Annotated in this window: 22 protein-coding genes; 6 read left to right on the top strand and 16 right to left on the bottom strand. The window is 67.4% G+C overall.

Features of this window, described 5'->3' with window-relative positions; all coding sequences use genetic code 11:
- Positions 1-13 precede the first annotated feature (13 nt).
- Positions 14-538, bottom strand: coding sequence for a DUF2599 domain-containing protein (locus tag OVA31_RS06280; RefSeq protein ID WP_267630243.1), 525 nt, complete (start codon positions 536-538; stop codon positions 14-16).
- A gap of 120 nt (positions 539-658) precedes the next feature.
- Here OVA31_RS06280 and OVA31_RS06285 point away from each other — a divergent pair, with 120 nt between their 5' ends.
- On the top strand, positions 659-1702 hold the full coding sequence (locus OVA31_RS06285) for a beta-mannosidase (RefSeq protein ID WP_267631425.1): 1044 nt from the start codon (positions 659-661) through the stop codon (positions 1700-1702).
- Here OVA31_RS06285 and OVA31_RS06290 read toward each other — a convergent pair.
- Genes OVA31_RS06290 through OVA31_RS06305 form a run of 4 tightly spaced genes read right to left on the bottom strand, consistent with a single transcriptional unit; the run spans position 1695 to position 8416 of the window.
- The gene (locus tag OVA31_RS06290) at positions 1695-3395 is read right to left on the bottom strand and encodes an ArnT family glycosyltransferase (RefSeq protein ID WP_267630244.1); all 1701 of its coding nucleotides are present in this window, start codon (positions 3393-3395) and stop codon (positions 1695-1697) included. The genes OVA31_RS06285 and OVA31_RS06290 overlap by 8 nt on opposite strands.
- A complete protein-coding gene (locus tag OVA31_RS06295; RefSeq protein ID WP_267630245.1) occupies positions 3392-4909 on the bottom strand; it encodes a glycosyltransferase in 1518 nt (505 codons plus the stop codon). The genes OVA31_RS06290 and OVA31_RS06295 overlap by 4 nt, the downstream gene beginning before the upstream one ends.
- Entirely contained in the window at positions 4906-6429 is a 1524-nt protein-coding gene (locus OVA31_RS06300; protein ID WP_267630246.1) for a hypothetical protein, read from the bottom strand. The genes OVA31_RS06295 and OVA31_RS06300 overlap by 4 nt, the downstream gene beginning before the upstream one ends.
- A gap of 7 nt (positions 6430-6436) precedes the next feature.
- Positions 6437-8416 (bottom strand): hypothetical protein, encoded by a 1980-nt coding sequence (locus OVA31_RS06305; RefSeq protein ID WP_267630247.1) that lies wholly within the window; start codon positions 8414-8416, stop codon positions 6437-6439.
- Between the two features lie 203 nt (positions 8417-8619).
- On the opposite strand from OVA31_RS06305, the gene OVA31_RS06310 reads away from it, so the two are divergent.
- Positions 8620-9420 (top strand): alpha/beta fold hydrolase, encoded by an 801-nt coding sequence (locus OVA31_RS06310; RefSeq protein WP_267630248.1) that lies wholly within the window; start codon positions 8620-8622, stop codon positions 9418-9420.
- Positions 9421-9521: 101 nt separating this feature from the next.
- Here OVA31_RS06310 and OVA31_RS06315 read toward each other — a convergent pair whose 3' ends face one another.
- From OVA31_RS06315 to OVA31_RS06345, 7 genes are all read right to left on the bottom strand, one after another.
- Positions 9522-11072: a carboxylesterase/lipase family protein gene (locus OVA31_RS06315; protein ID WP_267630249.1), complete on the bottom strand. Its 1551-nt coding sequence runs from the start codon at positions 11070-11072 to the stop codon at positions 9522-9524.
- A 147-nt stretch (positions 11073-11219) separates the two neighbouring features.
- On the bottom strand, positions 11220-11981 hold the full coding sequence (locus OVA31_RS06320) for a LamB/YcsF family protein (RefSeq protein WP_267630250.1): 762 nt from the start codon (positions 11979-11981) through the stop codon (positions 11220-11222).
- 28 nt (positions 11982-12009) lie between these two features.
- Complete coding sequence (rlmB, locus tag OVA31_RS06325; protein ID WP_267630251.1) at positions 12010-12963, bottom strand: 23S rRNA (guanosine(2251)-2'-O)-methyltransferase RlmB; 954 nt, start codon at positions 12961-12963, stop codon at positions 12010-12012.
- A 1-nt stretch (position 12964) separates the two neighbouring features.
- Positions 12965-14359, bottom strand: coding sequence for a cysteine--tRNA ligase (gene cysS / locus OVA31_RS06330; RefSeq protein WP_267630252.1), 1395 nt, complete (start codon positions 14357-14359; stop codon positions 12965-12967).
- A 53-nt stretch (positions 14360-14412) separates the two neighbouring features.
- Complete coding sequence (gene ispF, locus OVA31_RS06335) at positions 14413-14871, bottom strand: 2-C-methyl-D-erythritol 2,4-cyclodiphosphate synthase (protein ID WP_267630253.1); 459 nt, start codon at positions 14869-14871, stop codon at positions 14413-14415.
- Entirely contained in the window at positions 14868-15617 is a 750-nt protein-coding gene (gene ispD, locus OVA31_RS06340) for a 2-C-methyl-D-erythritol 4-phosphate cytidylyltransferase (protein ID WP_267630254.1), read from the bottom strand. The genes ispF and ispD overlap by 4 nt, the downstream gene beginning before the upstream one ends.
- Before the next feature lie 41 nt (positions 15618-15658).
- On the bottom strand, positions 15659-16147 hold the full coding sequence (locus OVA31_RS06345) for a CarD family transcriptional regulator (protein WP_161061799.1): 489 nt from the start codon (positions 16145-16147) through the stop codon (positions 15659-15661).
- Positions 16148-16502: 355 nt separating this feature from the next.
- Here OVA31_RS06345 and OVA31_RS06350 point away from each other — a divergent pair, with 355 nt between their 5' ends.
- Both OVA31_RS06350 and radA read left to right on the top strand, forming a co-directional pair.
- Complete coding sequence (locus OVA31_RS06350) at positions 16503-17090, top strand: hypothetical protein (protein ID WP_267630255.1); 588 nt, start codon at positions 16503-16505, stop codon at positions 17088-17090.
- Between the two features lie 60 nt (positions 17091-17150).
- Positions 17151-18530, top strand: coding sequence for a DNA repair protein RadA (gene radA / locus OVA31_RS06355; protein WP_267630256.1), 1380 nt, complete (start codon positions 17151-17153; stop codon positions 18528-18530).
- 6 nt (positions 18531-18536) lie between these two features.
- On the opposite strand, the gene OVA31_RS06360 is transcribed toward radA, so the two are convergent.
- Positions 18537-19121 carry a PaaI family thioesterase gene (locus OVA31_RS06360; RefSeq protein WP_267630257.1) on the bottom strand — a complete coding sequence of 195 codons (585 nt, stop codon included), beginning with the start codon at positions 19119-19121 and terminating at the stop codon, positions 18537-18539.
- A gap of 28 nt (positions 19122-19149) precedes the next feature.
- Here OVA31_RS06360 and disA point away from each other — a divergent pair, with 28 nt between their 5' ends.
- Positions 19150-20232, top strand: coding sequence for a DNA integrity scanning diadenylate cyclase DisA (gene disA, locus OVA31_RS06365; protein WP_420714196.1), 1083 nt, complete (start codon positions 19150-19152; stop codon positions 20230-20232).
- A 15-nt stretch (positions 20233-20247) separates the two neighbouring features.
- On the opposite strand, the gene OVA31_RS06370 is transcribed toward disA, so the two are convergent.
- Both OVA31_RS06370 and OVA31_RS06375 read right to left on the bottom strand, forming a co-directional pair.
- Entirely contained in the window at positions 20248-21414 is a 1167-nt protein-coding gene (locus OVA31_RS06370; protein ID WP_267630259.1) for a CaiB/BaiF CoA transferase family protein, read from the bottom strand.
- The gene (locus OVA31_RS06375; protein ID WP_267630260.1) at positions 21411-22598 is read right to left on the bottom strand and encodes an acyl-CoA dehydrogenase family protein; all 1188 of its coding nucleotides are present in this window, start codon (positions 22596-22598) and stop codon (positions 21411-21413) included. Before OVA31_RS06375 ends, OVA31_RS06370 begins: the two co-directional genes overlap by 4 nt.
- A gap of 106 nt (positions 22599-22704) precedes the next feature.
- On the opposite strand from OVA31_RS06375, the gene OVA31_RS06380 reads away from it, so the two are divergent.
- The gene (locus OVA31_RS06380; protein WP_267630261.1) at positions 22705-23712 is read left to right on the top strand and encodes a LacI family DNA-binding transcriptional regulator; all 1008 of its coding nucleotides are present in this window, start codon (positions 22705-22707) and stop codon (positions 23710-23712) included.
- Between the two features lie 144 nt (positions 23713-23856).
- Here the strand turns inward: OVA31_RS06380 and OVA31_RS06385 are convergent, their stop codons facing one another.
- Positions 23857-24627 carry a hypothetical protein gene (locus tag OVA31_RS06385; RefSeq protein ID WP_267630262.1) on the bottom strand — a complete coding sequence of 257 codons (771 nt, stop codon included), beginning with the start codon at positions 24625-24627 and terminating at the stop codon, positions 23857-23859.
- Positions 24628-24669 lie beyond the last annotated feature (42 nt).

The following is a 24669-nucleotide window of genomic DNA, read 5'->3' on the forward strand; positions in this document are numbered from 1 at the left end:
TCGACCGCAGGCCTCACTCCTCCGGGCCACCCGGATTGCATCGGGTCTCGATCATCACCTGATCGGTCACCACGGGTCTCGACGGCTCGAGGTTCCAGCTGGGCTTGTTCGGCTCGACCAGCCGTGCGAACTGCCAATGGCAATCGAACTGGGCCCGCATCCCCGGCGTGTCGGCATCCGGCGCCTGCGTGAGGACCTCGTGCCAGGCGACATCGGCACCGCGCGGATCGTCGGTGCGCCTGCCCGACGTCGTGGGGTGCACCTGCAGGCTCGGCCCGACCGCCGTCTGCACCCACTCGACATGGTCGACGTAGGGCGGGTTGTACGTCGGTGTCGGGCTCACGGCCCCACCGGAGGCCTGCGGTGTGGTCACGGGCGGCGTCGGCGCTGCGGAGGGCACCGCAGCGGACGCCGAATCCCTCGAATCGTCGTCGGACGATGTGCATCCGGACAAGACGACTGCGACAGCCACGACAGCGGAGACGATCCCGACGATGCTGCGGATGCGGCGAGTGGGGCGAATGAGGTCGACATCCATACCCGAACCCTAGCGGCGACAACGCGGTAGTCTCCGGCTGTGGGATGGCTTCGAGCGGTTCCCCGACTGTGCGCCACCGTGCTCGTGGCGTGCGTCGTCGCGACCGGGTGTGCCCAGTCGATGTCCGACTCGCCCACCGTTTCGTCGGCGGGACACGACTTCAGCGGTCGCGTTGCCACCACCGACAACGGACTACTTCTCGACGGCCGCCCCTGGTGGCCAACCGGTTTCAACGCCTATCAACTCGGCACCGACTGGTCGGTCAACCGCGGCTGCGGGGCGCAGGTGAATCTCGACGACTACTTCGCCCGGCTCCCGCCGCACGCGTTGACCCGGATCAGCCTGTTCTCGATGTTCGTCGTGGACAAGAAATCCGGCCTGCTGAACTACGGTCCGCTCGACGCGGTGTTCGCCGCGGCGACGCGCCACCGGCAGATGGTGCTACCGGTACTGACCGGGAGTTCGGGCGCCTGCGAGGACGGCAAGTTCAAGGACCGCGGCTGGTACGCGGACGGCTGGCAGACCCGGAAAGCCCTCGGCGGGATGACTTTCGCCGACTGGCTCACCACCGCCGTGTCTCGCTGGAAGAATCAGCCGATCGTGGCGGGCTGGGAACTCGTCGGCGAGCCCGAGGCCGGCGTCTGCACCGCGAGCGGATGCGATTGGCAGGCCCGCGAATGTCCCGACGACGGCGCCGATGTCCTACGGCGATTTTTCGACGAGGCCGGTGCGAAACTACGCGCCGTCGACCCGAAGCGCCCGGTCTTCTCCGGCTTCATCGGCGGTGATCAATGCGGACTCAAGGGCGCCGATTACGCCCGGGTCGGCGCGTCGTCCCAGATTGACGTACTCGACTTCCACGATTACGGGGGCGGACCGACCGATTACGGCCCGGCGGGTAGCGACCTCCCGACCCGGATCCGGCAGGCCCGGACATTGCGCAAACCCATCGTGGTCAACGAGATCGGCATCAAAGCGGGTAGCTGCCTGCCGGCCTCCACCCGCGCCGACCAGTTCCGCGACAAACTCACCCAACAACGGTCGGCGGGCACCGCAGGCGGTCTGTTCTGGGCATTCGTACCGGATCCGCGACCGCGCGAATGTACCTATGACATCGGTCCCGACGATCCCGCCTGGCAGGTCGTGGCGGACACGGTCAGTTGACGGTGTCCGCGGGGTCGATCTCGGTCTCGGTCAGCTGGGCGGCAGGCGTAACCCGATAGATTCGCCAATCCGGCAGATCTGCACCTTGATTGCGCGCCTCCAGCACGAGCACTCCGATGCCCGCGCCGTTCTCATAGAGCGTCGGATACCGGATGTTCAGGGCGTCCGATGCCCCGCGCCCAGTGGGCGGCACCGACAACATCAGCGCAACCCCATGTGCGACAGGATCGTTGAGGATGGCGGAGAAGTCCTGATCGGACGGGATCACGAACTGTTTGGGACGTTCGGACTGCGCGATGACGGCGAAGCCATAGACGGTGTCGCAGAGCACACTGCCATCGGGAAGATGGAGCCGATCGAGGTATTGGGCAAGTGCGCGCTCGGTGGAGAAGGAGCGCACGCTGCGCTGGGCGTCGAGAGCCTTCTGGTCCACCGCATCCGGATTCGGCGCCACCACCTGCGTCAGAGCGTATTCCTGGGGTGCGTACTTCTTCGAGGTCATCCCCCACGCGGTCACCGGTACCGCCACCACCATCGTGACGACTGCCGCCGCACCGAGCAGGAAATGCCCTCTGGTCCGGGCCGCGACCAGGTCCGGCAGTCGCGCGTAGGTCCCCAGTCTGCGGGCCGGAGTCGCTCGGCGCGCCGGAACCGCGATGAAAGCGACGATCGTCGCCAAGAGGATCACAGTGATGTAGAAGCGTAGGAAGCCGAACGTGGAGCCCCGTACGTAGCTGAAGATCTGGAAGAAGAGCACGGAACCGATCAGCGGAAGTGGCGCGAGCACGGGACCCATTCGTCCCCACCGGCGTCTCACGTTCAAGACGATCGTGAGTAGCAGAGGGAACAGCGGCGCCAGGATGAGGACCTCCACGATCGAGAAACTCAGCGCCTGGAACGGCCCTCCCGTGCCGCCGCCGCCGGACTGCTCCAGGATGGCCGTGTTGCCGTATTGCGAGCTCAGCTGCGCGAAGAGGTCACCGGTGATCAGCCAACTCGTGATGGCCCACACCACGAAGGCGACCGCGCTCGGGAGGGCAACGAGTCCCATGTCGAGGATCGCCCGGGAGAGCCGATTGTCCCGATCGGCACGTCGATAGGTGACGATGAAGACCACGATGCCCGCTGCCAGCGCCGCCGCGGCACCGTCGTACCGGGTCAGGTAGGCGAAGCCGAGAGCCATGCCGGCGGTGACGAGTTCGTGGACGTCGTCGGTGTCGATCCACCGCATGCCGCGTCGGCCGGCCCACGCGAGGAAGAACAGGTACGGGGCCTCACTCATGCCGTTCGCCGCGTAGAACACGATCATCGGATTGGCCGCGTAGCAGATGGTCACCGGGATCACGATCCGCTTCGAGACGCCACGATCACGCGCGATCCCCGACAACTGGATCACCGAGCCGGCCATGAACCCCGACGACATGATCGCCGCGGAGATCGCCGACGTGGTCATACCGGGGAAGATCGGCGTCAAAGCGGTCAACGGCAACTGCACGAGCGCCGTCAGCGGAGTGAAGATGAAGCCGATCGCCGAGACGTGCGGGTTCCGGCTGAACAACACGCTCTGCGCCGCCTGCACGCGTGAGAGCGAGTCGCCTGCATAGAGCCGAACGTCGGTGGCCAGATAGAGACCCACCACGAGATAGACGACCCACACGATCGCGAACAACGCGATGATCTGCCTGCGACTCATGACGACGCACCCTCGGCGCCGGACGGAACGGAATCGCCGGAATCCGCGGCATCGTCAGAACTGCTCGACAGGCCGTGAAAGGTCTTCTCCCAGTACGACGGATTGAAGAGCATCTGCCACATGCCCTTGATGGCCGCGATACTCATCAACACCCAGTAGGCCGGCACCATCAGGGCCGACCAGATCAGCTTGCTACGGCCGTCCTCGCGGATCGAGACGAGATTCATGTAGATGGCCGCCCCGTTGCCGAAGATCAGCGAGACGAGCGAGAGGTAGTAGATCGGCCCGGGGAAGATGTCCGCGAACACCTTCGGCTGTCCGGCGAGCCAGATCACCATGATCAGCCAGAACACCATGTTCATGCACGCGATCACCGGGGTGCCCGCGATCAGCAGGGTGAATCGATACCACGCGACCGGTCCCAGGATGCGCCACAGGGCCACGGGCCGTCGCATGTGCACCAGCCACGTCTGCATGTAGCCCTTGTACCAACGTGACCGCTGGCGAACCCAGTTGATCGCATCGACGTTGGCCTCTTCCAGGGTGAGCGAGTCGAGCACGGCCGTGCGATAGCCGCGGCCGGCGATCCGCACACCGAGGTCCGCGTCCTCCGTCACGTTGAACGGATCCCAGGCACCGATGTCGTCGAGGACGGCGCGCAGGAAATGGTTCGAGGTGCCGCCCAACGGGATCGGCGCCCGGCTCACCATCAGACCGGGCAACAGATAACTGAACCAGATCCCGTAGTCGGCGGTGAACCACTCGGTGAGGACGTTGTCGCGCGAGTTGTGGAAGTTGAGTTTGCCCTGCACGCAGACGACCGTGTCGTCGGAGTCGCGGAACGATGCGACGGCCCGCCGCAGCTGCAGCGGGTCCGGCAGGTCCTCCGCGTCGAAGATGGTGACGATGTCACCCGTCGCGAAATGCAGGCCGTAGTTGCAGGCCTTCGGCTTGGTCCTGGGCTGGGCCGGTGGGACGAGGACCACGGTCACCATGTCGTTGTCGCCGACCTCGCGGGCCGCGGCGATCGTGGGTTCGTCGTCCTCTTCGAGCAGCAGCAGGACCTGAAGCTTGTCGCGTGGATACTCGAGCGACTCCATGGCGCCGATGAGGTCGCCGACCACCTCCGGTTCGCCGTAGGCCGGCACGAGCACGGTGTAGGGCGGCAGGTCGTCGTCGGCGATGGCACGGGCCTGCTCGTCGGTGATCACGATCGCGCCGTTGACGAGCCCACGCCGGAAGATGAGGACCCGATCGACGAGGGCCAGGATGTAGACAACGGTCGCGATCGACACCAGGCCGGCCGTCGTCCCGATCGGGAACACCACCAGCAACACCACGATGGCCGCGAGGGTGCCGAGCCCGATGATCTTCTGGCCGCGGCTGAACGGTACCGACGCGCTCATCTGAGCGTCCTCGTCTCGCAGTCGCTCGACGGCGTCGTACAGCGCCGCTTGGCGATAGTCCTCGTCGGCCATCAGTTCGTCGATGGTCCGGCCGTCACGCGTGTTCATGATGAGGCCTTTGCGGTCGCGTCCACCTGCGCGTTGATCAGATCCTCCGCGTAACCGACGAGGAGATCCCTGTCCTTGAACTGCGGTTCGAGGTCGATGGTGACCGCGGTTCCCCGAAGCAGCACGGTGAGGAACGTGGACAGATTGCGGGCGATCGTCATGTCGGGAGTCGGAAAAGGTGCATCAGGATCATGGTTGTCCACCGAGACCAGGGTGACTCGCTGCGTCCGCTCACCGTTGTTCCAGTTCCACGAGAGCCGGTTGTAGGTCAGGTAACTCTCGTCGTCGACGACCGTCTGCAACGAACCCGTGACACCATGCGGCAGCGATACCGGCACCGACGAGCTGAACCGGTCACCGATCAGGTAGTAGGTGAAGATCACCGGGTACACCTCGAAGCTCAACGGTGCCACCGTTTCGATCGACGTCACCGCGATCTTGCGAGGCCGGGCGAATTTGTCGAACTCGAGACTGCCCTTCGACTGGAAGATGTTCTGCACGGCCATCGTGGCGTCGGGACCATAGAGGCTGGTGACCCAGTCGTAGCGGGTCACCTGTCCCGCCACCCATCCGGGTGGCACCAACACGGGCGGTCTCGTGTCGAGGCCCGCGATGTGAGTGTTGGGCGTTTCCCCGAAAGACGGTATCGGGATGAAGAACATCGCCACTGCGAGCACGACGACCAGAAATCCCGGACGACCGACCCGCCGCACAGACACCGGTAACATCGCACGGCCGAGCGGACTCCACGAGTCTCCTTGTCGCCGTCGGTAATCCACGTAGAGCCAGGCGCTCGCGACGAGCGCGGCACCGACCGCCGGGACCGTCTGATACGCCATCATCGGCGCATTCGGGAAAACGAGCCGTAGTCCGATCAGGGCCACCGCACCCACGCCTGCGGCAATGGCGGCGCCGAACAAGCCGCGCCGAGGTGTTCGCGCAGTCGCGACCGCCGTCGCAGCCGCACCGAAGGCGACCATGATCGCTCCGGCGACCACCGGTCCTCCGCCGAAGGTCAGCACTTCCACCCGATAGGGAACCGGCCAGATCATCAGCAGCAGGAACCACACCCAGCGGTAGCGGGCCACGGGGCGTAGACCGTACATCAGGCAGGAACTGCCCAGCAGGAACATCCACAGGCCCAACAGATCCACATGTGTCGTGAGGTAGGCGCGCGAGTACCTCAGGTTCATGAGGGAAAGAGTCAGCGCGACGATGAGGATGACCGTGCCGACAATGACATCGGTCTGGCGATCGTGGATCGGCAATTCCGGTCCGCGACGCCACGACACACCGATCGCCGCGATCACCACGAGGACCACGACGGCAGGCAAATAGGTGATCAGCGTGTACGCGCGCATCTCCTCGAACACCGCGTCGAGGGTGTGCCAGAACGCCACGACCGCGGCAACCACGATCAATACCCACCGGACCGCCACGACCGCGGCCGCGTTCTCCGCGATCCGCTCGCGGAGTCCCGGACCGCCCGCCGCGGGCGCCGGTGCGGTGTCGACGGTCATGGGCTGCCTACTGTTCCGGCTGGTGCGGCCGGGCCGCCCGCGCGCGCCGTCTGCGCATGATCACGGTCCCGCCGATCACGATCCCGACGAGTAGCGCCGCTCCCACGATCACCCCGGTGATGGTGAACCACGCCGCCTCGTCGTCGGACGCCGCTGTATCCGCCGCATTCACCTCGTCTGAAGCGACCGCCACCGGGTCGTGCCCGGGAACCTGCAGGATCGCGTCACCGCTGACCGACGACCACCGCTTGTCTGTCGACATCCACCGCAGCAGGCCGTCGAGGTCGCTCGCGTCGTCGGTGGACGTCGCGACCAGAAGGCTCCGGTCACCGCTGCGTGTCACCTCGAGCGCGCCGTAGTCGACACCCGGATTGAGCGTGACCGAGGACTCCTGGGGATCGTCGCCCTGCGACACGACCTTCAACGTGCGTCCGTCGGACTGCAACGGCAGATCCAGATCCGGCAGCTCCTTCCCGTCGGCGGAGATCAGGATCCCCGGCTGATCGGAGGAACCGACGGTGTCCATCGACACCACGTCGACCCCGAACGGCACGGCGGACATCGCCTGCAGACCGGATGCGATGGAGACGGCGCGGGAGACGTCGCCGACGTCGCCTTTGGACCACGCGAGTTGGGTGCGCGGCATCAGGGCCTGCGGCAGGGACTGAAACCCGCTCGGCACCGGCGGATCGGCCTCCTCCGACTGGATCTCACCGGCGGAACTCAGACTCAGCGAGCTGCGGTAACCGGTCCCGCAGCTCTCCCCGAGGTCGCCGCGCTCGAGCGTCACGGTGAGCTCGGTGTAGCGGGTCACGACGTCCTGGGGCACGTCGACCCACGAATTGAAGGTTCCGCTGCCGTCATTCTGCAGGGTCGCGATCGCGCGGTCCCCGACCTTGACCGAGATCAGCCCGTTGGCGTCGCGCGGTCCCGGGCTGTAGGAGCCCTCCAGCTGCACCCGGATGTTCTTGGACGGTCGTCCCAGCCTGGTCTGATCGATGCCCACGCTGACCGATGGCCATGATGCCGACGTGGCACTCTGATCCGTGACCCCGATGTCGGAGAGCGTCTGCACATCCGGCGGGAGTTGCGGTGCGCCGTGCAGGGTTCCGGCCACCGCCGCCGAGCTCAACGCGATCGGCGAGAGACTGGACGTGAGGAACTGTGTCTGCGCGAGCAACTCGTCGGCCGATCCGCCGATCTCGAGGTAGTTTGTGCCACGGTTATCGTGCAGTGACAGCCCGGGCGGCGCGTCGGTGCTGATCACGACCTGTCGCTCCAACGGTCCCGGCGCCGTCGGGGGTGTCGCGCCCCGGGGCAGCGCGACCGTGCTGATCGGCACGGGCGTCGTCCCGTAATTGGCCACCACAGCGGTCGCGAGATTGACCGCCGCGGCCCCCTCGGCCTGCTGCACGTCCTGAGGGACGTAGATCGTCAGTCCACGCAGCACCGGCGGCAGGAATTCGGCGACGGTGTCCGGGATCGACTCTCGCCCTGTGTAAGCGACGCTGGCATTGACGATGCGCAACGCGTGCTGAGGGTCGAACTGACAGAAACCCTCGATCTGCAGATAGCCGCGCAGGACCAGGTCGGCGGCGTTCTTGTCGACGCGGACACCGCGAAGGGACAGCTCGATCGGCGCGTTGGGCGCCGGGTTGATCGGCGTCCGGGAGATCAGCCGATCACCCTGCAGGACATCGATGCTGCCGCCTTTGACGAACGCCGGCAGCTGGGTGTTCCCGCGCAGTACCGACGGCGTGAGGTCCTTCGGGACGGGCAGGGTCAGACTGACCTCGCCCTGCTGTCCCGGGAAGGTGATCGTCGAGGACGACCCCAGATCTGCCAAGCTCATCGCGGGCGGGGGATCCCCCGGTGCGGCAGTCGCGGTTCCAGCCAGCCCGGACAGTGCGGCGACCATCCCCACCACCGCGACGATGACGACCGGAACCTTGCCGGCACGACGCCGCGACCTCTGCCGAATGTCCATCGAACCCCTTCAATGCGCGTACGCCCTGCGGTCGTCCGCGCCCTCGGCGAGACATACTCAGTGTTACTGAAGTGAACCTAATCGACCAGCCGTGGATGTGACAGAGATAATCCCGTTCTCGTCTGCGCCCGTCTCGATTGTCGTTGTGGATTCGAGTCACAACCGTTTCCCGATGGGCGGCGACTTCTGGAACGATGGGCGGAGTGTCGAGCGTGACCGCGGGTGAACAGATCGACGGCGGCGTCTATGTGGACGTCGACGGACGGCGGGTGTGGCATTTCCACGGCGGCGACCCTTCTGGCCAGGCCATCGTGCTGCTGCACGGGGCCTTCGGCTCGGCGGCCACCTGGGGCGCACAGATCGCCGACTTCACCGGCGTCGGATTGAACGTCTACGCTCCAGAGCGCAGTGGACACGGCCACTCACCCGATCACGACGGCCCGTTCTCCTACGCCGACATGGCGGCAGAGACCATCGACTACCTCGAGAACGTCGTGAGCACACCGGCCCATCTGGTCGGCTGGAGCGACGGTGCGGTGATTGCCCTGCTCGTCGCCCGGCAACGACCCGACCTGGTCAACCGCATGGTGCTGGTGGCCAACTACGTCAACACCGACGGCCAGGAGGCCGCCGAGTTCTTCAGCCTGATCCAACAGCGGAATCCGTCCACGGTGGAGTTCCTGCGCAGCGGCTACGTCCCGATTTCGCCGGACGGGCCCGAGCATTTCGACATCGTGTACGAGAAGACGGTTGCCATGCTCAGCCGCGAGCCCGAATACGATCTCGACGACTTCGCCGAGGTCGCGGCCCCGACCCTGGTGGTCGCCGCGGATCGCGGCGTTGTGCGTATCGAACACGTGCTGGCGCTGTCCCGGGTGCTGCCCCACGGCCGCTTCGCGGTGCTCCCGGGCACGCACATCCTGCCGGTGGAATCGCCCGAACTCTTCAACCCGCTGGTGGTCTCGTTCCTCGCGGCCGATCCGGCGAGCCACTGGGCCCCCTGACCACCGACCCACCACCCCCCTGCCGACAGCAACCTGCTTCCCGCCGACAGCAACCCGTTTCCGCCGACAGCAACCTGTTCGCCGCCGGACGGCATCGCCACTCAGGCCGAGGCGTGGACCTTCTGCCAGGCGGCGCGACGGGCACCCTCCGGATCGGTCTGCACCCGGTCGGGATCGTCGATGATGAGCACCTTGCGACTGCCGGACTCGTAGGCCGGCCATCCCACGCCGGGAACGCCGCCGGTGGCGAAGGCTCCCCAACGATCCTGCACATCGGCGATCACCCGCCCGGTCGACCGCCAGTCCCCGACCGCGAGGCCGGCACCCAACGCCGTGCGGTACGCACCGAACACCGCGAACAGTTCGGTGGCGTGGGTCGCCCCGACACCGGTCGCGGCCAGGATGCGGGTGTGGAAGTCGTAGCGATAGACGTAGGTCGGCGCGACCCGGCTGTGCCCCTCGGCGAAAGCCACCATCGGTGCCCAGAACACCGCATCGGCAGCCAACTGGACGTCGTCACGCTGACCGCCGTTGTACAGGGCCCGGATCTCCCGACGGTCCTGTTCGTCGGTGACCCGCACCAGGGCCTTCTCTGCGTCCGGCAACACATTCCAGAACTTGGTGAACAGCTGCCCCTCGTCGTGGTTGCTGCCGATGATCAGCGGCACCGGAAGCGTCGTGCCCGCCGCGGCCGCATCCAGCGGCGATGCAGGCAGATAAGCACCGTCGACCACCGGTCCGTATGGGATCGCGTCGTCGACGCCTGCCGCGGCGGCGAACTTCGTCAGACGGTCCCCGGCACGCAGGATCTCGTTCGCCGACGACCGGGCGAGCAGCGCCTGGGCGTCGGTCGCCGCGATCGGTTCGGCCTCGGTGTCGACCCGCGTCGACCGACGCTGCGGATCCCGCAGCAGGCGCAGGAACTCGTCGGCGTAGATTCGTGCGGAGTCCTTGCCGATGACGAGTTCGGTGGCCGGACTCTCCGCGATGGCCCGGTTGAACAGCCCGTTCGCGGCAGGCGTGCTCAGCAGACTCACCACCGACGTGCCGCCGGCACTCTCACCGAAGATGGTCACGTTGTCGGGGTCGCCGCCGAACGCCGCGATGTTGCGTTGCACCCACGACAGCGCCGCCACGTGGTCCTTCAGGCCCAGATTCGAGTCGAACGGCCGGTCATCGGTGGCGTAGGCGCCGAAGTCGAGGAACCCGAACGGGCCGAACCGGTATTGAACGGTCACGACGACGACATCCTGCGCACGGGCGAGCAACGACCCGTCGTAGAGCGGAGTCGCCGCGGTGCCGAGGATGTACGCGCCGCCGTGGATGAAGAACATGACCGGTCGCGGCTTTGACGACGGACGATCGGGCGCGAACACGTTGAGGGTGAGGCAGTCCTCCCCCACCGGCTGATACTTGCCGGGGGCGACCGCGGTGAACTGCTTCTCCTGGATCGCTGCCTTGGCGAACCGGGTGCAGTCGCGGACGCCGGGCCACGGATTGACCGGCTGCGGATCACGAAAGCGCAGGCCGGCCACGGGCGGCGCGGCAAACGGGATGCCTTTCCAGCTGATGGTGCCGCGCCGCGTGCGCTTGCCCCGCGCGCCCTCGACGATGCCATCGGCGGTGGTAACCCTGCTATCGATCGATGTCATGTACCCCAACATAGACGACGCCCCGATCTCACCGGCGGAGCCGGTTTGTCCCGCCGACAGCAACACGTTCCCCGCCGAGAGCAACCACGTTCTCGCCGACAGCAACGTGCATCGACGCTTCCGGGCCCGAAACCTCAATCGGCGAGCTCAGGCCGAGATCGAGATACCGGCCTCCCGAAGCGCGTCGCGGACGGCCCGCGCGTGTGCGACGGCCCCGGGGGTGTCGCCGTGCAGGCAGACGGACTCGGCGTCGACGGTGATCGCCGACCCGTCGACGGCGGTGACCGCGCCGTCGACGATCAGCCCGACGACACGTCGCGCAATCTCGGCGCTGTCGGTCAGCACGGCCCCTTGCTCGGTCCGCGGGACCAAGGTGCCGTCCGGCAGGTAGCCACGATCGGCGAAGGCCTCGGTGATCACCGGGAGCCCGGCCGCCTCGGCGCGCCGCAACGACACCGAGCCGGGCAAACCCATCAGCGGCAACGAACCGCCGAGCTCGACGATCGCCGCCACCACCGCGTCGGCCTGCCCCTCGTGCTTGACGATGGAGTTGTACAGCGCACCATGCGGTTTCACATAAGACACCTCGGCACCGACCGAGCGGGCGATGCCGTCGAGGGCACCGATCTGATAGATGACATCGGCAGTCAGGTCCTCGGGCGCGACATCCATGAAGCGTCTGCCGAATCCCGACCGGTCCGGATAGGAGACCTGGGCACCGATCCGCACGCGGGCGTCGGCCGCCGCCCGACATGTCGCGATCAGTTCGGCGGGCGTTCCGGCATGAAAGCCACAAGCCACATTCGCGCTGCTGACGACCTCGAGCATGGCCTCGTCGTCGCCGACACCCTCACCGAGGTCGGCGTTCAGGTCGATGACGAGATCCGCTGGTCGTCCGCGTCCACCCATGCCGCGCAGTCTAGCGGCCGCGGCGGGGCTACTGCCGTCGCTGACGTGCGAACTCGGCGAGCACGACGCCGGCCGCGACCGAGGCGTTCAGGCTCTCGACATCGCCGGCCATCGGGATCGACATGATGGAGTCACAGGTCTCGCGCACCAGCCGCGAGAGGCCTTTACCCTCCGACCCGACCACGATGACGGTGGGACCCGTCCCGTCGTACTCGTCGAGGGTCACATCGCCCTCGGTGTCGAGACCCACCAGCTGGGCCCCGTCGGCCGCCCAATCCTTCAGCGTTCGAGTGAGATTCGGCGCCTGCGCGACCGGCAGTCGAGCGGCCGCTCCGGCACTGGTCCGCCACGCGACCGCCGTGACACTGGCACTGCGTCGCTGGGGGATGAGCACACCGTGGCCACCGAAGGCCGCGACCGAGCGGATGACCGCACCGAGGTTGCGCGGGTCGGTGATGTTGTCGAGTGCCACCAGCAGCGGCGGCGTCCCGCTGTCGACGGCGTCGCGCATGAGGTCGTCGGGGTGGGCGTACTGGTACTCGGGCACCTGCAGGGCGATGCCCTGGTGCATGCCGTTCGACGACAGGCGGTCGAGTTCGTTCTTCCCCACCTCGAGGATCGCGATGCCGAAATCGCCTGCCATCTTCACACTCTCGGCAACCCGCTCGTCGGGCTCGGAGTTGGTGGCCAGGTACAGCGCGGTTGCCGGCACCCCGGCGCGCAGGCATTCCAGCACTGGGTTGCGGCCGAGGACGTACTCGGGGCCGTCGTCCTTGCGGGTGCGGGCACCGCCACGACCGGTGGTGGTCTTCGCCGCCGCCTTGGCCCGCTTGTGAGCAGGGTGATACGGCCGGTCGACCGCCTTGGGAGTGGCCCCGCGCGCCTCGAGTCCGCGGCGTCGCTGCCCGCCCGAACCGACCGTCTGCCCCTTCTTGCTGCCGGTCTTGCGCACCGCGCCTTTACGTTTGGAGTTTCCTGCCATGTCAGGACGTTCCCTTCAGCGACCACTGCGCACCATCTGGTGTGTCGGTGACCTCGATGCCGGCCTCGGCGAGTCGATCGCGGACCGAATCCGCGGTCGCCCAGTCTTTTTCCGCGCGCGCCCGCGCTCTGCGGTCGAGCTCGGCGCGCACCAGGACATCCAGTGCCGTGGTGGCCGCACTCTCGTCCGCACTGTCGTCGGACCAGTGTTCGTCGAGTGGGTCCACGCCGAGGATGCCCATCATCGCGCGCACCGACGACGCAGCCGCGAGCGCGACGGGCCCGTCACCCGACTCGAGTGCGGTATTCCCTTGTCGCACAACGTTGTGCACCACTGCCAGTCCGGCGGGTACGCCGAGATCGTCGTCGAGCGCGTCGGCGAACTCCGCAGGGATCTCCCCGACCGCCACCTCACCAACGCGCGACGACACCCGCGTCACGAACGACTCGACCCGCCGGTAACCCGCGGCCGCCTCGGTGAGAGCGCCGTCGGAGTATTCGAGCATCGACCGGTAGTGCGCACTGCCGAGGTAGTAGCGCAGCTCCACCGCGCGTACCCGCGACAGCATCGCCGGGATCGACACCACGTTGCCCAGCGACTTGCTCATCTTCTCGCCGCCCATGGTCACCCAGCCGTTGTGCAACCAGTAGCGGGCGAACGGATCTCCGGCTCCGTGCGCCTGCGCGATCTCGTTCTCGTGGTGCGGAAAGATCAGATCCATTCCACCGCAATGGATGTCGAACTCCGGACCGAGAAGCGACGTGGCCATCGCGGAGCATTCGAGATGCCAGCCGGGACGTCCTGGCCCCCACGGCGTCGGCCACGACGGTTCGCCGGCCTTGGCCGCCTTCCACAGGGTGAAGTCACGCGAGTCCCGTTTGCCGGTCCCGGCGCTCTCCCCCTGATGCACATCGTCGAGCCGGTGCCCCGACAGCGATCCATAGTCGGGCAGGCTCAGCACGTCGAAGTAGACGTTGCCGTCCGATTCGTAGGCGTGGCCGCGGTCGATGAGTCGCTGCATGTACTCGACCATCTGGGTGATGAAGCCCGTGGCGCGCGGTTCGCTCGACGGCGCGATCACGCCCAGCGCGTCGTACGCGGAATCGAAAGCACGCTCGTGGGTCGCCGCCCACTCCCACCAGGGACGACCGTTGTCGTGCGCCTTGCGGAGGATCTTGTCGTCGATATCGGTGACGTTGCGGACGAACAGGACGTCGAGTCCCTGATGTTCGAGCCAGCGCCGCAGCACGTCGAACGCGATCCCGCTGCGCACATGGCCGATGTGGGGTACGCCCTGGACGGTCGCGCCGCACAGGTACACCGATGCGTGTCCGGGGTGCAGCGGAACGAAGTCGCGCACCTCTCGGGAAGCGGTGTCATACAGGCGCAGGGTCACGACGTGCAATCCTACCTGGTCAGATTCGCCATTCGGTCCCGGTGGCTCCCGGGTCAGTCGAGCAACGCGGTCGCGACGGCCGCCACACCCTCGCCCCGACCGGTCATTCCCAGCCCGTCGGTGGTGGTCGCCGACACCGACACCGGCGCGCCGAGCGCCGCACCCAGCACCTGCTGCGCCTCGTCACGACGAGGTCCGATCTTCGGCTGGTTGCCGATCACCTGGACCGCGGCGTTCACCACCTGGAAACCGGCGTCGGTGACGAGTTGCCGCACGTGCTCCAGCATCGCCACCCCGGAGACGCCCGCCCATTCGGGGCGACCGGTCCCGAACACCGAACCGACATCGCCGAGTCCGGCTGCCGAGAGCACCGCGTCGCACAGGGCGTGCGCGCCGACGTCACCGTCGGAATGGCCTTCGCAACCGGGTACCAGGGGGAAGTGCAACCCGACCATCCAGCACGGCGCGTCCGCGTCCACCCGGTGCGCATCGGAGCCGATGCCGACTCTCATGAGGGTCGCTCCGTGCGGTGGTCTCGATACGTCTCCTCGCTGCGCTCGTCGACTACTCGACCAGCGGACAACGTCTCCGCGACGATGTCGCGCGCGATCCGGAGATCCCAGGGCGTGGTGATCTTCATGGCCAGCGGATCGCCGGCGACCACGTGGACCGGTATCCCGGCACGCTCGGCGAGTCCCGCATCGTCGGTGGCAAGGCCGGAGGCGTCGGCATGAGCCTGCATCAGCGCTGCGCGGGTGAACCCCTGGGGGGTCTGGATGGCACGGAGACGTTCGCGGTCGACGGTTCGGATCACCGGCTCACCGGTCCCCTGCCCGGCCGATGCGGGATCGACCTCTTTGAGCGTGTCGGCAACCGGCAGTCCGGGGACCACGGCGAGATGTCCGTGACGCACGGCGTCGACGACCCGATGGAACACGTCGGGCGGCGTGAGTGGACGCGCGGCGTCGTGGATCAGCACGATGTCGGAGTCGGTCCCGGCAATGCCTGCCCGGACCGACTCGGACCGGTGCGATCCACCCGCGACAACGGTGGCGTCCGGGACCAGCCGCGTCGCCTCGTCGATCAGGTGGACCGGAACCACCACGACGACGGTGTCGGCAACCCCTGCTCGCAGGATGCCGTCGACACAGTGCTCGAGAATGGTGGTTCCGCCACCCAGATCGACAAAGGCCTTCGGGGCCGCCTCACCCAGCCGGGTGCCCGACCCCGCAGCCGGGACGACCACACTCACCGTCATACCGGCGCCGCCAGGACGTCAGTCACGTGCAGTTCAGTGGGTCAGGACGCCGCGGCCAGCACCTCGTCGAGAATGCTGGTCGCCTTCTCGTCGTCGGTGTTCTGCGCCAGCGAGAGCTCGTCGACCAGGACGCGGCGGGCACGGGTCAGCATGCGCTTCTCACCTGCCGACAATCCGCGGTCCTGCTCACGACGCCACAGGTCACGAACGATCTCGGCGACCTTGATGATGTCGCCCGAGATGAGCTTCTCCTGGTTCGCCTTGAATCGGCGTGCCCAGTTGGTGGGCTCTTCGGTATGCGGGGCGCGAAGCACCTCGAAAACCTCGCCGAGCCCCTCTGCGCCGACGACGTCACGAACGCCGACGTATTCCAGCTTCGTCGAGGGGATCTGAACGGTCATGTCACCATCGGCAACTTTGAGAACGAGATATTCGATCTGTTCGCCCTTGATGGTCCGAGTCACGATGTCCTCGACCCGAGCAGCACCGTGATGTGGGTAGACAACGGTGTCGCCAACTTTGAAATTCAATGTTCCGTGCCCCTTTCGAGTAGACCCAGTCTAGCACGGGCGTCCGAGAGGGCCCACACAACGGTGCAGGTCAACGCGCTGTACCGTGCCCGCCGGCCACCCCTCACGGGGCGACGGACCAGCACAAACCGGGCCGTGATCGGCCACACACGGGCACTGCCGAAACCCCCTCCGGCACATCGTCGCACCACCCTCGACGGCACCAATCCGACACCCGATCGGACTTTTGCCATCGCCGCCCACTACGCTGCGTAGTGCAGGGTTCACGCATGTGCGTATCGGCCTTTCGAATACCTGGGAGGAACGGGTGTCAGTGCTTCGGAAAACCGCTCGGCGTTCGGCTGTCCGTACGCGCATGGGGCGTACGGCCAAGGTGACCGCGATCGCCGCGGCGGGCATCGCTCTCGCACTCGGCACCACTGCGTGCGGCGCGGGCCAGATCTCGCAGACGGCGAGCCAGGAACCCGCGGTCAACGGCAACCTGGCGAACGTCGGTTCGATGCAGCTGCGGAACGTGCAGATCATGTACCCGACCGACAAGGCCGACGAGGTGTTCGGCAACGGCGGTCCATTCGAGATCTCGTTCGTGGTCAGCAACGTGGACCCCGTCCTCAACGACCGCTTGGTCGCCATCGACGCTCCCGACGGCGGCAAGGTCACCATCGTCGGTGACACGAGCATCGCTGCGGGACAGGCACTTCGTGCCGGCAAGCCGGTCGGGCTGCTCGAGCCCGAGAACGTCCAGACCACCGACGCGGAGAAGCGCCTCACGGTGACGCTGTCCGGAGCAGGCGACTCGGTTGCGTCCGGTCTCACGACGCCACTGAAGTTCCGCTTCGAGAAGTCCGGGGAGGCCACCGTCGACACCCCGGTCGACTCCGGCGCCACTCTGCCCCGTCAGGACAAGATCCGGCAGGCCGAGGCCCCCGCCGTCGAGCACTGAGCTCCCTTTTCGACTGTCGCGCTTCGCGCGGCTGTCGGGGGCCCTCACTAGGCTGACCGGGTGGCCAAACCGAAGTCGTCCTTCCGCTGCAGCGCCTGCGGGCACTCCGTCGCAAAATGGGTGGGCCGCTGCCCGGACTGCGGCGAATGGGGCACGGTCGACGAGGCAGCCACCACGATCGGCAGCCGTGGCAACGCGGTCGGCGGCGTCACGCCCACCAGCCCGGCCCGCCCCATCACCGAGATCGACGCAAACTCGTCGGTGGCGATTCCCACCGGCATCGAAGAACTCGACCGCGTCCTCGGGCGTGGCGTGGTGCCCGGATCGGTGATCCTGCTCGCGGGCGAACCCGGCGTCGGGAAGTCGACTTTGCTGCTCGAGACGGTCAAGCACTGGGCACATCGCGGCCAGAAAGCCCTCTACCTCACCGGCGAGGAGTCGGCCGGGCAGGTGCGCATGCGTGCCGAGCGCACCGATGCGGTTCACGAGAACGTCTATCTCGCGGCCGAATCCGACCTCGCGACCATCCTCGGCCACGTCGATGCGGTGAATCCGTCACTCGTCGTCGTGGATTCGGTCCAGACGGTCGTCGCGACCGGAACCGACGGCGTGACCGGCGGCGTCACCCAGATCAGGGCAGTGACAACGGCATTGGTGTCGATGGCCAAGAACCGCGGGATCGCCGTGGTGCTCGTCGGGCACGTCACCAAGGACGGCGCGGTCGCAGGCCCTCGCTCGCTCGAGCATCTGGTGGACGTCGTCCTGTCCTTCGAGGGCGACAAGCATTCGAGCCTCCGGATGGTGCGGGGCATCAAGAACCGATTCGGGGCCGCCGACGAGGTCGGTTGCTTCGAGCAGCGCGACGACGGGATTCATCAGGTACCCGACCCGTCCGGGATCTTCCTCCATCAGCGCGACGCCGACGTCACCGGTTCGACGACCATGGTCACGATGGACGGCAAGCGCGCGCTGGTCGGCGAGATCCAGGCGCTCGCCAACAAGAGCACCATGGCGACGCCCCGGCGGGCCGTATCCGGTCTGGACTCGGCCCGGGTGTCGATGGTGCTGGCCGTGCTGCAGGCCCGGCTCGGCGCGCCGCTCAACGACCAGGAGGTCTACCTCGCGACCGTCGGCGGGATGCGCGTCACCGAGCCGGCCGCGGATCTCGCGATCGCGCTGTCGGTGAGTTCGGTGCTCGACAACACCCCGATCCCACACACCACCGTCGCGATCGGCGAGGTCGGCCTCGCCGGCGAGGTGCGGCGGGTGTCCGCGGTGGCGAAGCGGGTGACCGAGGCCCGACGGCTGGGTTTCCGCCACGCGATCATCCCGGCGGGTACCGACGAGAACCTGCCGTCGGGGATCCGGGTCACCCGCGTCGGCAACCTCAACCAAGCAGTCCGCGCCGGACTGGCGAGTCCGGTCGAGGCGCCGTTCTGAACGGGCTCAGGGCCGCGAGAGTCGCTGCTTGTACTCGTCGGAGATCTGACTCTTGTCGATGTGCTCGGCGAAGTGTTCGCGGGCATTGATCGACACGAAGATGGCATGGGCCGTCGCGACCGGCTGATCGGGGTCACCGATGTGCGCGACGCCCTCGGTGTAGAGCTTGCGGCGTTGCCGCCCGAGCAGCGTCGCGCGGAACTGCAGGGTCGATCCGACCGGAATGGGCCGGAGGAAGTCGACCTCGAGGTGCACGGTGACCGCCGACGGCCCGACGAGCAGCGGCGCCATCCCCATCACGTCGTCGAAGGCAGTGGTCAGGATGCCGCCGTGCAGCACGCCCGGTCCACCCTCGAAGTGGGTCTCGACGGCCATCGACGCGGTGACCGTGAAGTCGTCCCCGGCATACATCTCGAGATGCAAACCGTGCGGGGACTCCTCTCCACACCCGTAACACATCGGGTTGTGCATCCTCATCCGCTCACCCGGCCGTACGGCCTTGGGATGACGCTCGATGGGGTCCAGGTCGGTGGGCACCACAAAACCGCTCTTCACGTCCCGATACCCTAGTCCGTACGCGGTGTCACCCATGCGACGTGGTGGGACCGGAAAGGGCGTGATGGTCGAGATCGCGAAGTCGGAGCTGACCAGGGAGACCCTGGCACGGGTGGCCCCGGGCACCGGTCTGCGTGACGGGCTCGAGCGCATCCTGCGTGGCGGGACGGGCGCCTTGATCATCCTCGGGCACGATTCCGACGTCGAGAAGATCTGCGATGGCGGATTCCACCTCGACGTCGAGTTCGCCCCGACACGTCTGCGCGAGCTCGCGAAGATGGACGGGGCCGTCGTCCTGTCCACCGACGGCAAGCGGATCGTGCGGGCCAACGTCCAGCTCGTGCCGGATCCGTCGATACCCACCGAGGAGTCCGGTACGCGCCATCGTGCCGCCGAGCGCACGGCCATCCAGATCGGCCACCCGGTGATCTCGGTGAGCGCCTCGATGTCGATCGTGAGCGTCTACGTCGACGGCGTGCGGCGTGTGGTCGAGAGCCCGGACCCCATCCTGTCGCGGGCCAACGTCGCCCTCGCGACGCTCGAGCGGTACAAGACCCGACGCGACGAGGTCATCGCGGGACTGTCGCGGGCCGAGATCGAGGACTACGTGATGCTGCGCGATGCCATGTCGACCGCACAGCGCATGGAGATGGTTCGGCGGGTGTCGGTCGAGATCGAGGAGTATGTCCTCGAACTCGGCGCGAACGGCCGCCAGGTGAGCCTCCAACTCGAAGAGCTGATCAGCGACAACGACACCATGCGCGAACTTCTGGTCCGCGACTATTACGCGAGTCCGGAGCCGGCGAGCACCGAGGAGGTCCGGCAGGCGCTCGAGAGCATCGAGCAGCTGTCCGACGCCGACCTCCTCGACCTCACGCTCCTCGCGGGCGCACTCGGTTATCCGACCACCATCGAGGCGCAGGACACCGCGATGAGCCCGCGCGGTTACCGGCTCCTGGCGCGCATCTCACGTCTGCAGTTCGCCCACATCGACCGTCTGGTGCGGAGTTTCAGCACCCTGCAGGCACTGTTGGCGACCAGCGCCGCCGACCTGCAGGCCGTCGAGGGTATCGGCAGCATCTGGGCCCGCCACATCCGTGAGGGACTGTCCCGGCTGGCCGAGAGCAGCATCGAGCGATACGAGTAGCCGCGGCGAGACAGCTCAGACGGCGTCGATGACCCGATCGTGCTCGTCGAGGCGGGGCGGCGCGCAGCGGTAGGTCGCCGGAGTTCCGCTCATGTGAATCGGGTTGGCCACCTGCCGGATCGGCTCCTCACGTCGCGGGTCGTCGATGGTCACCACCGGCGTGAGTCCGAGTCGCTCGGCGAGCGCGATCGCGTCGGCGATGTTGTTGAGCGGCCCGCAGGGCACGCGAGCACCGGTGAGCGTGGCGAACCAGTTGTCGGCGGTGTCCTGCGCGAGAAGCGAGTTGAGGATGTCGACGAGCTCGGTGCGATGGGCGACGCGATCGGAGTTGGTGGCAAACCTTTTGTCGGACGCCATTTCCGGCCTGCCGAGAGCGTCGACGAGCGCGGCGAACTGACGATCGTTCCCGACGGCGAGGACCAGTGGCCGGTCGGCGGTGTCGAAGACCTCGTAGGGCGCGATGCTCGGATGCCGATTGCCCATGGCATGCGGCACCACCCCCGCCGCTACGTATCCCGACGTCTGATTGACGAGCGCCGAGAGCAACGACGAGAGCAGATTGACCTCGACCCGCTGTCCCTCGCCGGTGTGGTCGCGATGACGCAGCGCCGCGAGAATGCCCACCGCGGCGTGCAATCCGGTGATGACGTCGACCATCGCGACGCCGACCTTGGTCGGGCTGTCCTGGTCGGGTCCGGTAATGCTCATCAGACCGCCGACAGCCTGGATGAGCAGGTCGTAACCGGGGAGCTGATTCTCACCGCCGAATCCCGTCACCGAGCAGTAGACGATGTCGGGGTTGTCCTCGCGCACCGCGTCGTAGCCGAGACCCAGCCGGTCCATCGTGCCCGGCAGGAAGTTCTCGACGACGACGTCGGCACGCTCGACGAGTCGTCGGGCCTCCGAGAGCCCGTTCGGGTCGGTGAGGTCGAGGGCGACCGACCGCTTGTTGCGGTTCACCGAAAGGAAGTACGACGACTCCGCGGCGCCCGGATCGCCGACCCATGGCGGCCCCCAGCTGCGGGTGTCGTCGCCCGAGCCGGGGCGCTCGATCTTGATCACCTCGGCGCCGAGGTCGGCGAGCAGCATCGTCGCGTAGGGGCCGGCCAACACCCGGCCGAAGTCGGCGATCACCAATCCGTCGAGGGCTCCGCCCGCGTCATCACCGAGCGAACCACTCACCGGAATGCGCCCTCGCCGGTGAGCGCCTTGCCGATGGTCAGCTGATGGACCTCGGAGGTGCCTTCGTAGGTGAGCACGGACTCGAGGTTGTTGGCATGGCGGATCACCGGGTATTCGAGCGTTATCCCGTTGGCGCCCAGGATGGTTCGGCATTCGCGCGCGATCGCGATCGCCTCGCGCACATTGTTGAGCTTGCCGGTGCTGACCTGCTCGGGGGTGATCTCGCCGCGATCCTTGAGACGACCGAGGTGGTAGGCCAGCAGGTGCCCCTTGCCCACCTCGAGTGCCATGTCGGCGATCTTCGCCTGGGTCAGCTGGTAGCCGGCGAGCGGCTTGTCGAACACCTGACGTGTCTGCGCGTAGTCGACCGCGACCTCGAGACAGTCACGTGCGGCACCCATGGAGCCGAAGATGATCCCGAAGCGCGCCTCGCCGAGACTCGTGAGCGGTCCGCGGAGTCCCTGCGCCTCGGGCAGCATCGCCGTCTGCGGCAGGCGGACACCGTCGAGCACCAGCTCGGACGTGACCGACGCGCGCAGCGAGACCTTCTTGTGGATCTCGGGGGCCGAGAAGCCCGGCGTGTCCGTCGGCACCACGAACCCACGGATGCCGGCCGGGCCGTCGGCGAGATCGGTCTGCGCCCACACCACCGCGACGTCGGCGATCGATCCGTTGGTGATCCACATCTTGGTGCCGTTGAGCACCCAGTCGTCGCCGTCGCGTTTGGCGTGTGTGCGCATCCCGGCGGGATTCGACCCGAAGTCGGGTTCGGTCAGACCGAAGCACCCGATCGCGTCGCCTGCCGCCATGCGCGGCAGCCACTCCTGCTTCTGCTCCTCGCTGCCCCAGTGGTGAATCGAGAACATGGCCAGCGAACCCTGCACCGACACGAGACTGCGGATACCCGAGTCAACCGCCTCGAGTTCGAGGCAGGCGAGACCGTAGGTCGTCGCGCTGAGCCCCGGGCAGCCGTAGCCCTCCAGATGCATACCAAGCGCACCGAGCGAGCCGAGTTCCTTCGCGATGTCGCGGGCAGGCAGCTTCGCCTCCTCGAACCAGTCCGCGACGTACGGACGCAGGCGCTCGTCGGCGAACTTCCGGACCGTGTCCCGGATCGCGATCTCCTCCGGCTCGAGAAGCGAATCGAGGGCGAAGAGCTGGCTCAGGGTCTGCGGTCGGGACATCGGTTCCTCCGGGTTTGCGAGAACGATTGCAAGAACGTTTGCATCGACTAATGTAGGGCTGCCGGGCTGAGTTCGTCAACCCGCATCCGGAGGGAGGTGAGCGAGCATGCGCGACGGAAACCGGGCGCCGACTCTGAAGGAGATCGCCGAACGCGCCGGCGTGCACGTGTCATCCGCCTCCCGGATCCTGCGTCAGACCGAGCCCGCCGACGGATGGTCGGAATCAGCACTTCGGGTCCGCCGGGTGGCCGCCGAGCTCGGGTACCAGCCCAACCTCTGGGCGGCCAGCCTGCGCACGCGCAAGACCACCACCCTCGGGGTCGTGATGACCCGGCTCACCGACGGGGTGGTGGCGACGACGTATCAGGGCATCGAGGAGGCCGCGTCCCGCGCGGGGTACTCCGTCCTGCTGTCGAGCCCGCCCGACGATCTCGACGCCCAACGTCGCGCCATAGAGCTACTCGTGGGCCGCCAGGTGGACGGCCTCCTGCTGAGCAGCCTGCACGATCCGGGCCGGCCGTTCATCGACACGCTCCGCATCGGCAACGTCCCGATGCTCGCGGTGACGCGCCACGCCGAGTCCCGACTGCCGTTCGTCGGCGGCGACGACGTACACGGCGGTCGGCTCGCCGCCCGGCACCTGCTCGACCGCGGGCACACCGACATCGCCGTCGTCGCCGGCCCGCATCATGCCACCACCGCAGGCGATCGGCTCAAGGGATTCCGCGCCGAGCTGCACGACGCGTCCGTCGAGCTCCGGGCGGACCGGATCGTGCACTCCACGTTCGAGGTCGACGGCGGCATCGAGGCCGGCCGGGCCTTGCTCGACTCCCCGACGCGCCCCACCGCGATCTTCACGGTGTCCGACACCATCGCCATCGGCGTCATGGGCGTCGCCCGTGACCTCGGACTGCGCATCCCCGACGATCTGGCACTGGTCGGCTACAACGACATTCCCGTCGTCGCGCAACTGCCGGTCCCGCTGACGACCGTCCGGTCGCCGGCCCATGAGATCGGGGCGACGGCGGCTCGCCGATTGCTCGACCTGGTGGCCGGTCACGAACCGGAGACCGTCCGGCTACCGGTCGAACTCATGGTGCGCGCGACCACCTGACCCCCACGGTGACCCCCACCCCTACCCTTGCCCCGCAGCCGCGACGGTTTCCGTCATCCGCGACGGCATTTAGGGGGCGCGGATGACGGAAACCGTCGCGGCTGCGGAAAGGGAACGTGCGGGCGGGGAACGTGCGGGAGGGGTTCAGGGCTGCGCGGGCGCCACCACGTTGAACGTGATCGGCGCGGACTCCTTCTCCCCGATCTTCCCGATGGCCTGGTAAGCCCCGACCGCGATCGGCACGCGCGGCTTGTCGCAGCCGGGGCTGCTCGTGGTGCCCGACCATGTGATGGTGTCGCGCACCTGCTGCGAGGGTTTGAGGTTCACGTTGTTGACCGTCTGCAGGGGCGAGCAGTCGCGCGCCGACCAGAGGGTCCGGGTGCCGTCGAGGGTGCGGACCACCACGTTCTGCGCGGCCTTGCCGACGTCGCGGGTGCAGTCGGTGAGTCCGGCGTTGGTGGTGACGATCGTGAAGACCGGCTGGTCACCCGTGCTGTAGGTCGGCTTGTCGGTGTACAGGACAACCGAGATGTTCGCGTCGGGGCACAGCCCGGACGGTGGCACCGGTCCCGGCGCCTGCGCGACGCCACTCGGCGCCGGCACCGACGACGACACGGCAGCCGAACCGCCGGCCTCGCCCCCGGACTCTCCGTTGCCGGTGCCACCGGTTCCGCCGCCGGAGACCTGACCACTCGCCGACGGATCGGACGACTCAGCTGTCGGCGCGGTCGAATACGCCGTGGACGACGCAACAGACGACGACGCCGCTGCATTCGACGGATTGTCACCGTTGCTCCCGGTGGCCCAGATGATGAGTCCGATGATCAACGCAAGCACGACGGCGGCACCACCGAAGGCGACGATACGACGTCGCCAGTAGATCTCAGGTGGTAGCGGGCCTTGCGGTTCGATCACGGAACCCACGCTAACGGCCCCTGTTGACGCCGCGTCCGACCG

It is taken from the genome of Gordonia sp. SL306 (genome assembly GCF_026625785.1).
Classification (GTDB): domain Bacteria; phylum Actinomycetota; class Actinomycetes; order Mycobacteriales; family Mycobacteriaceae; genus Gordonia.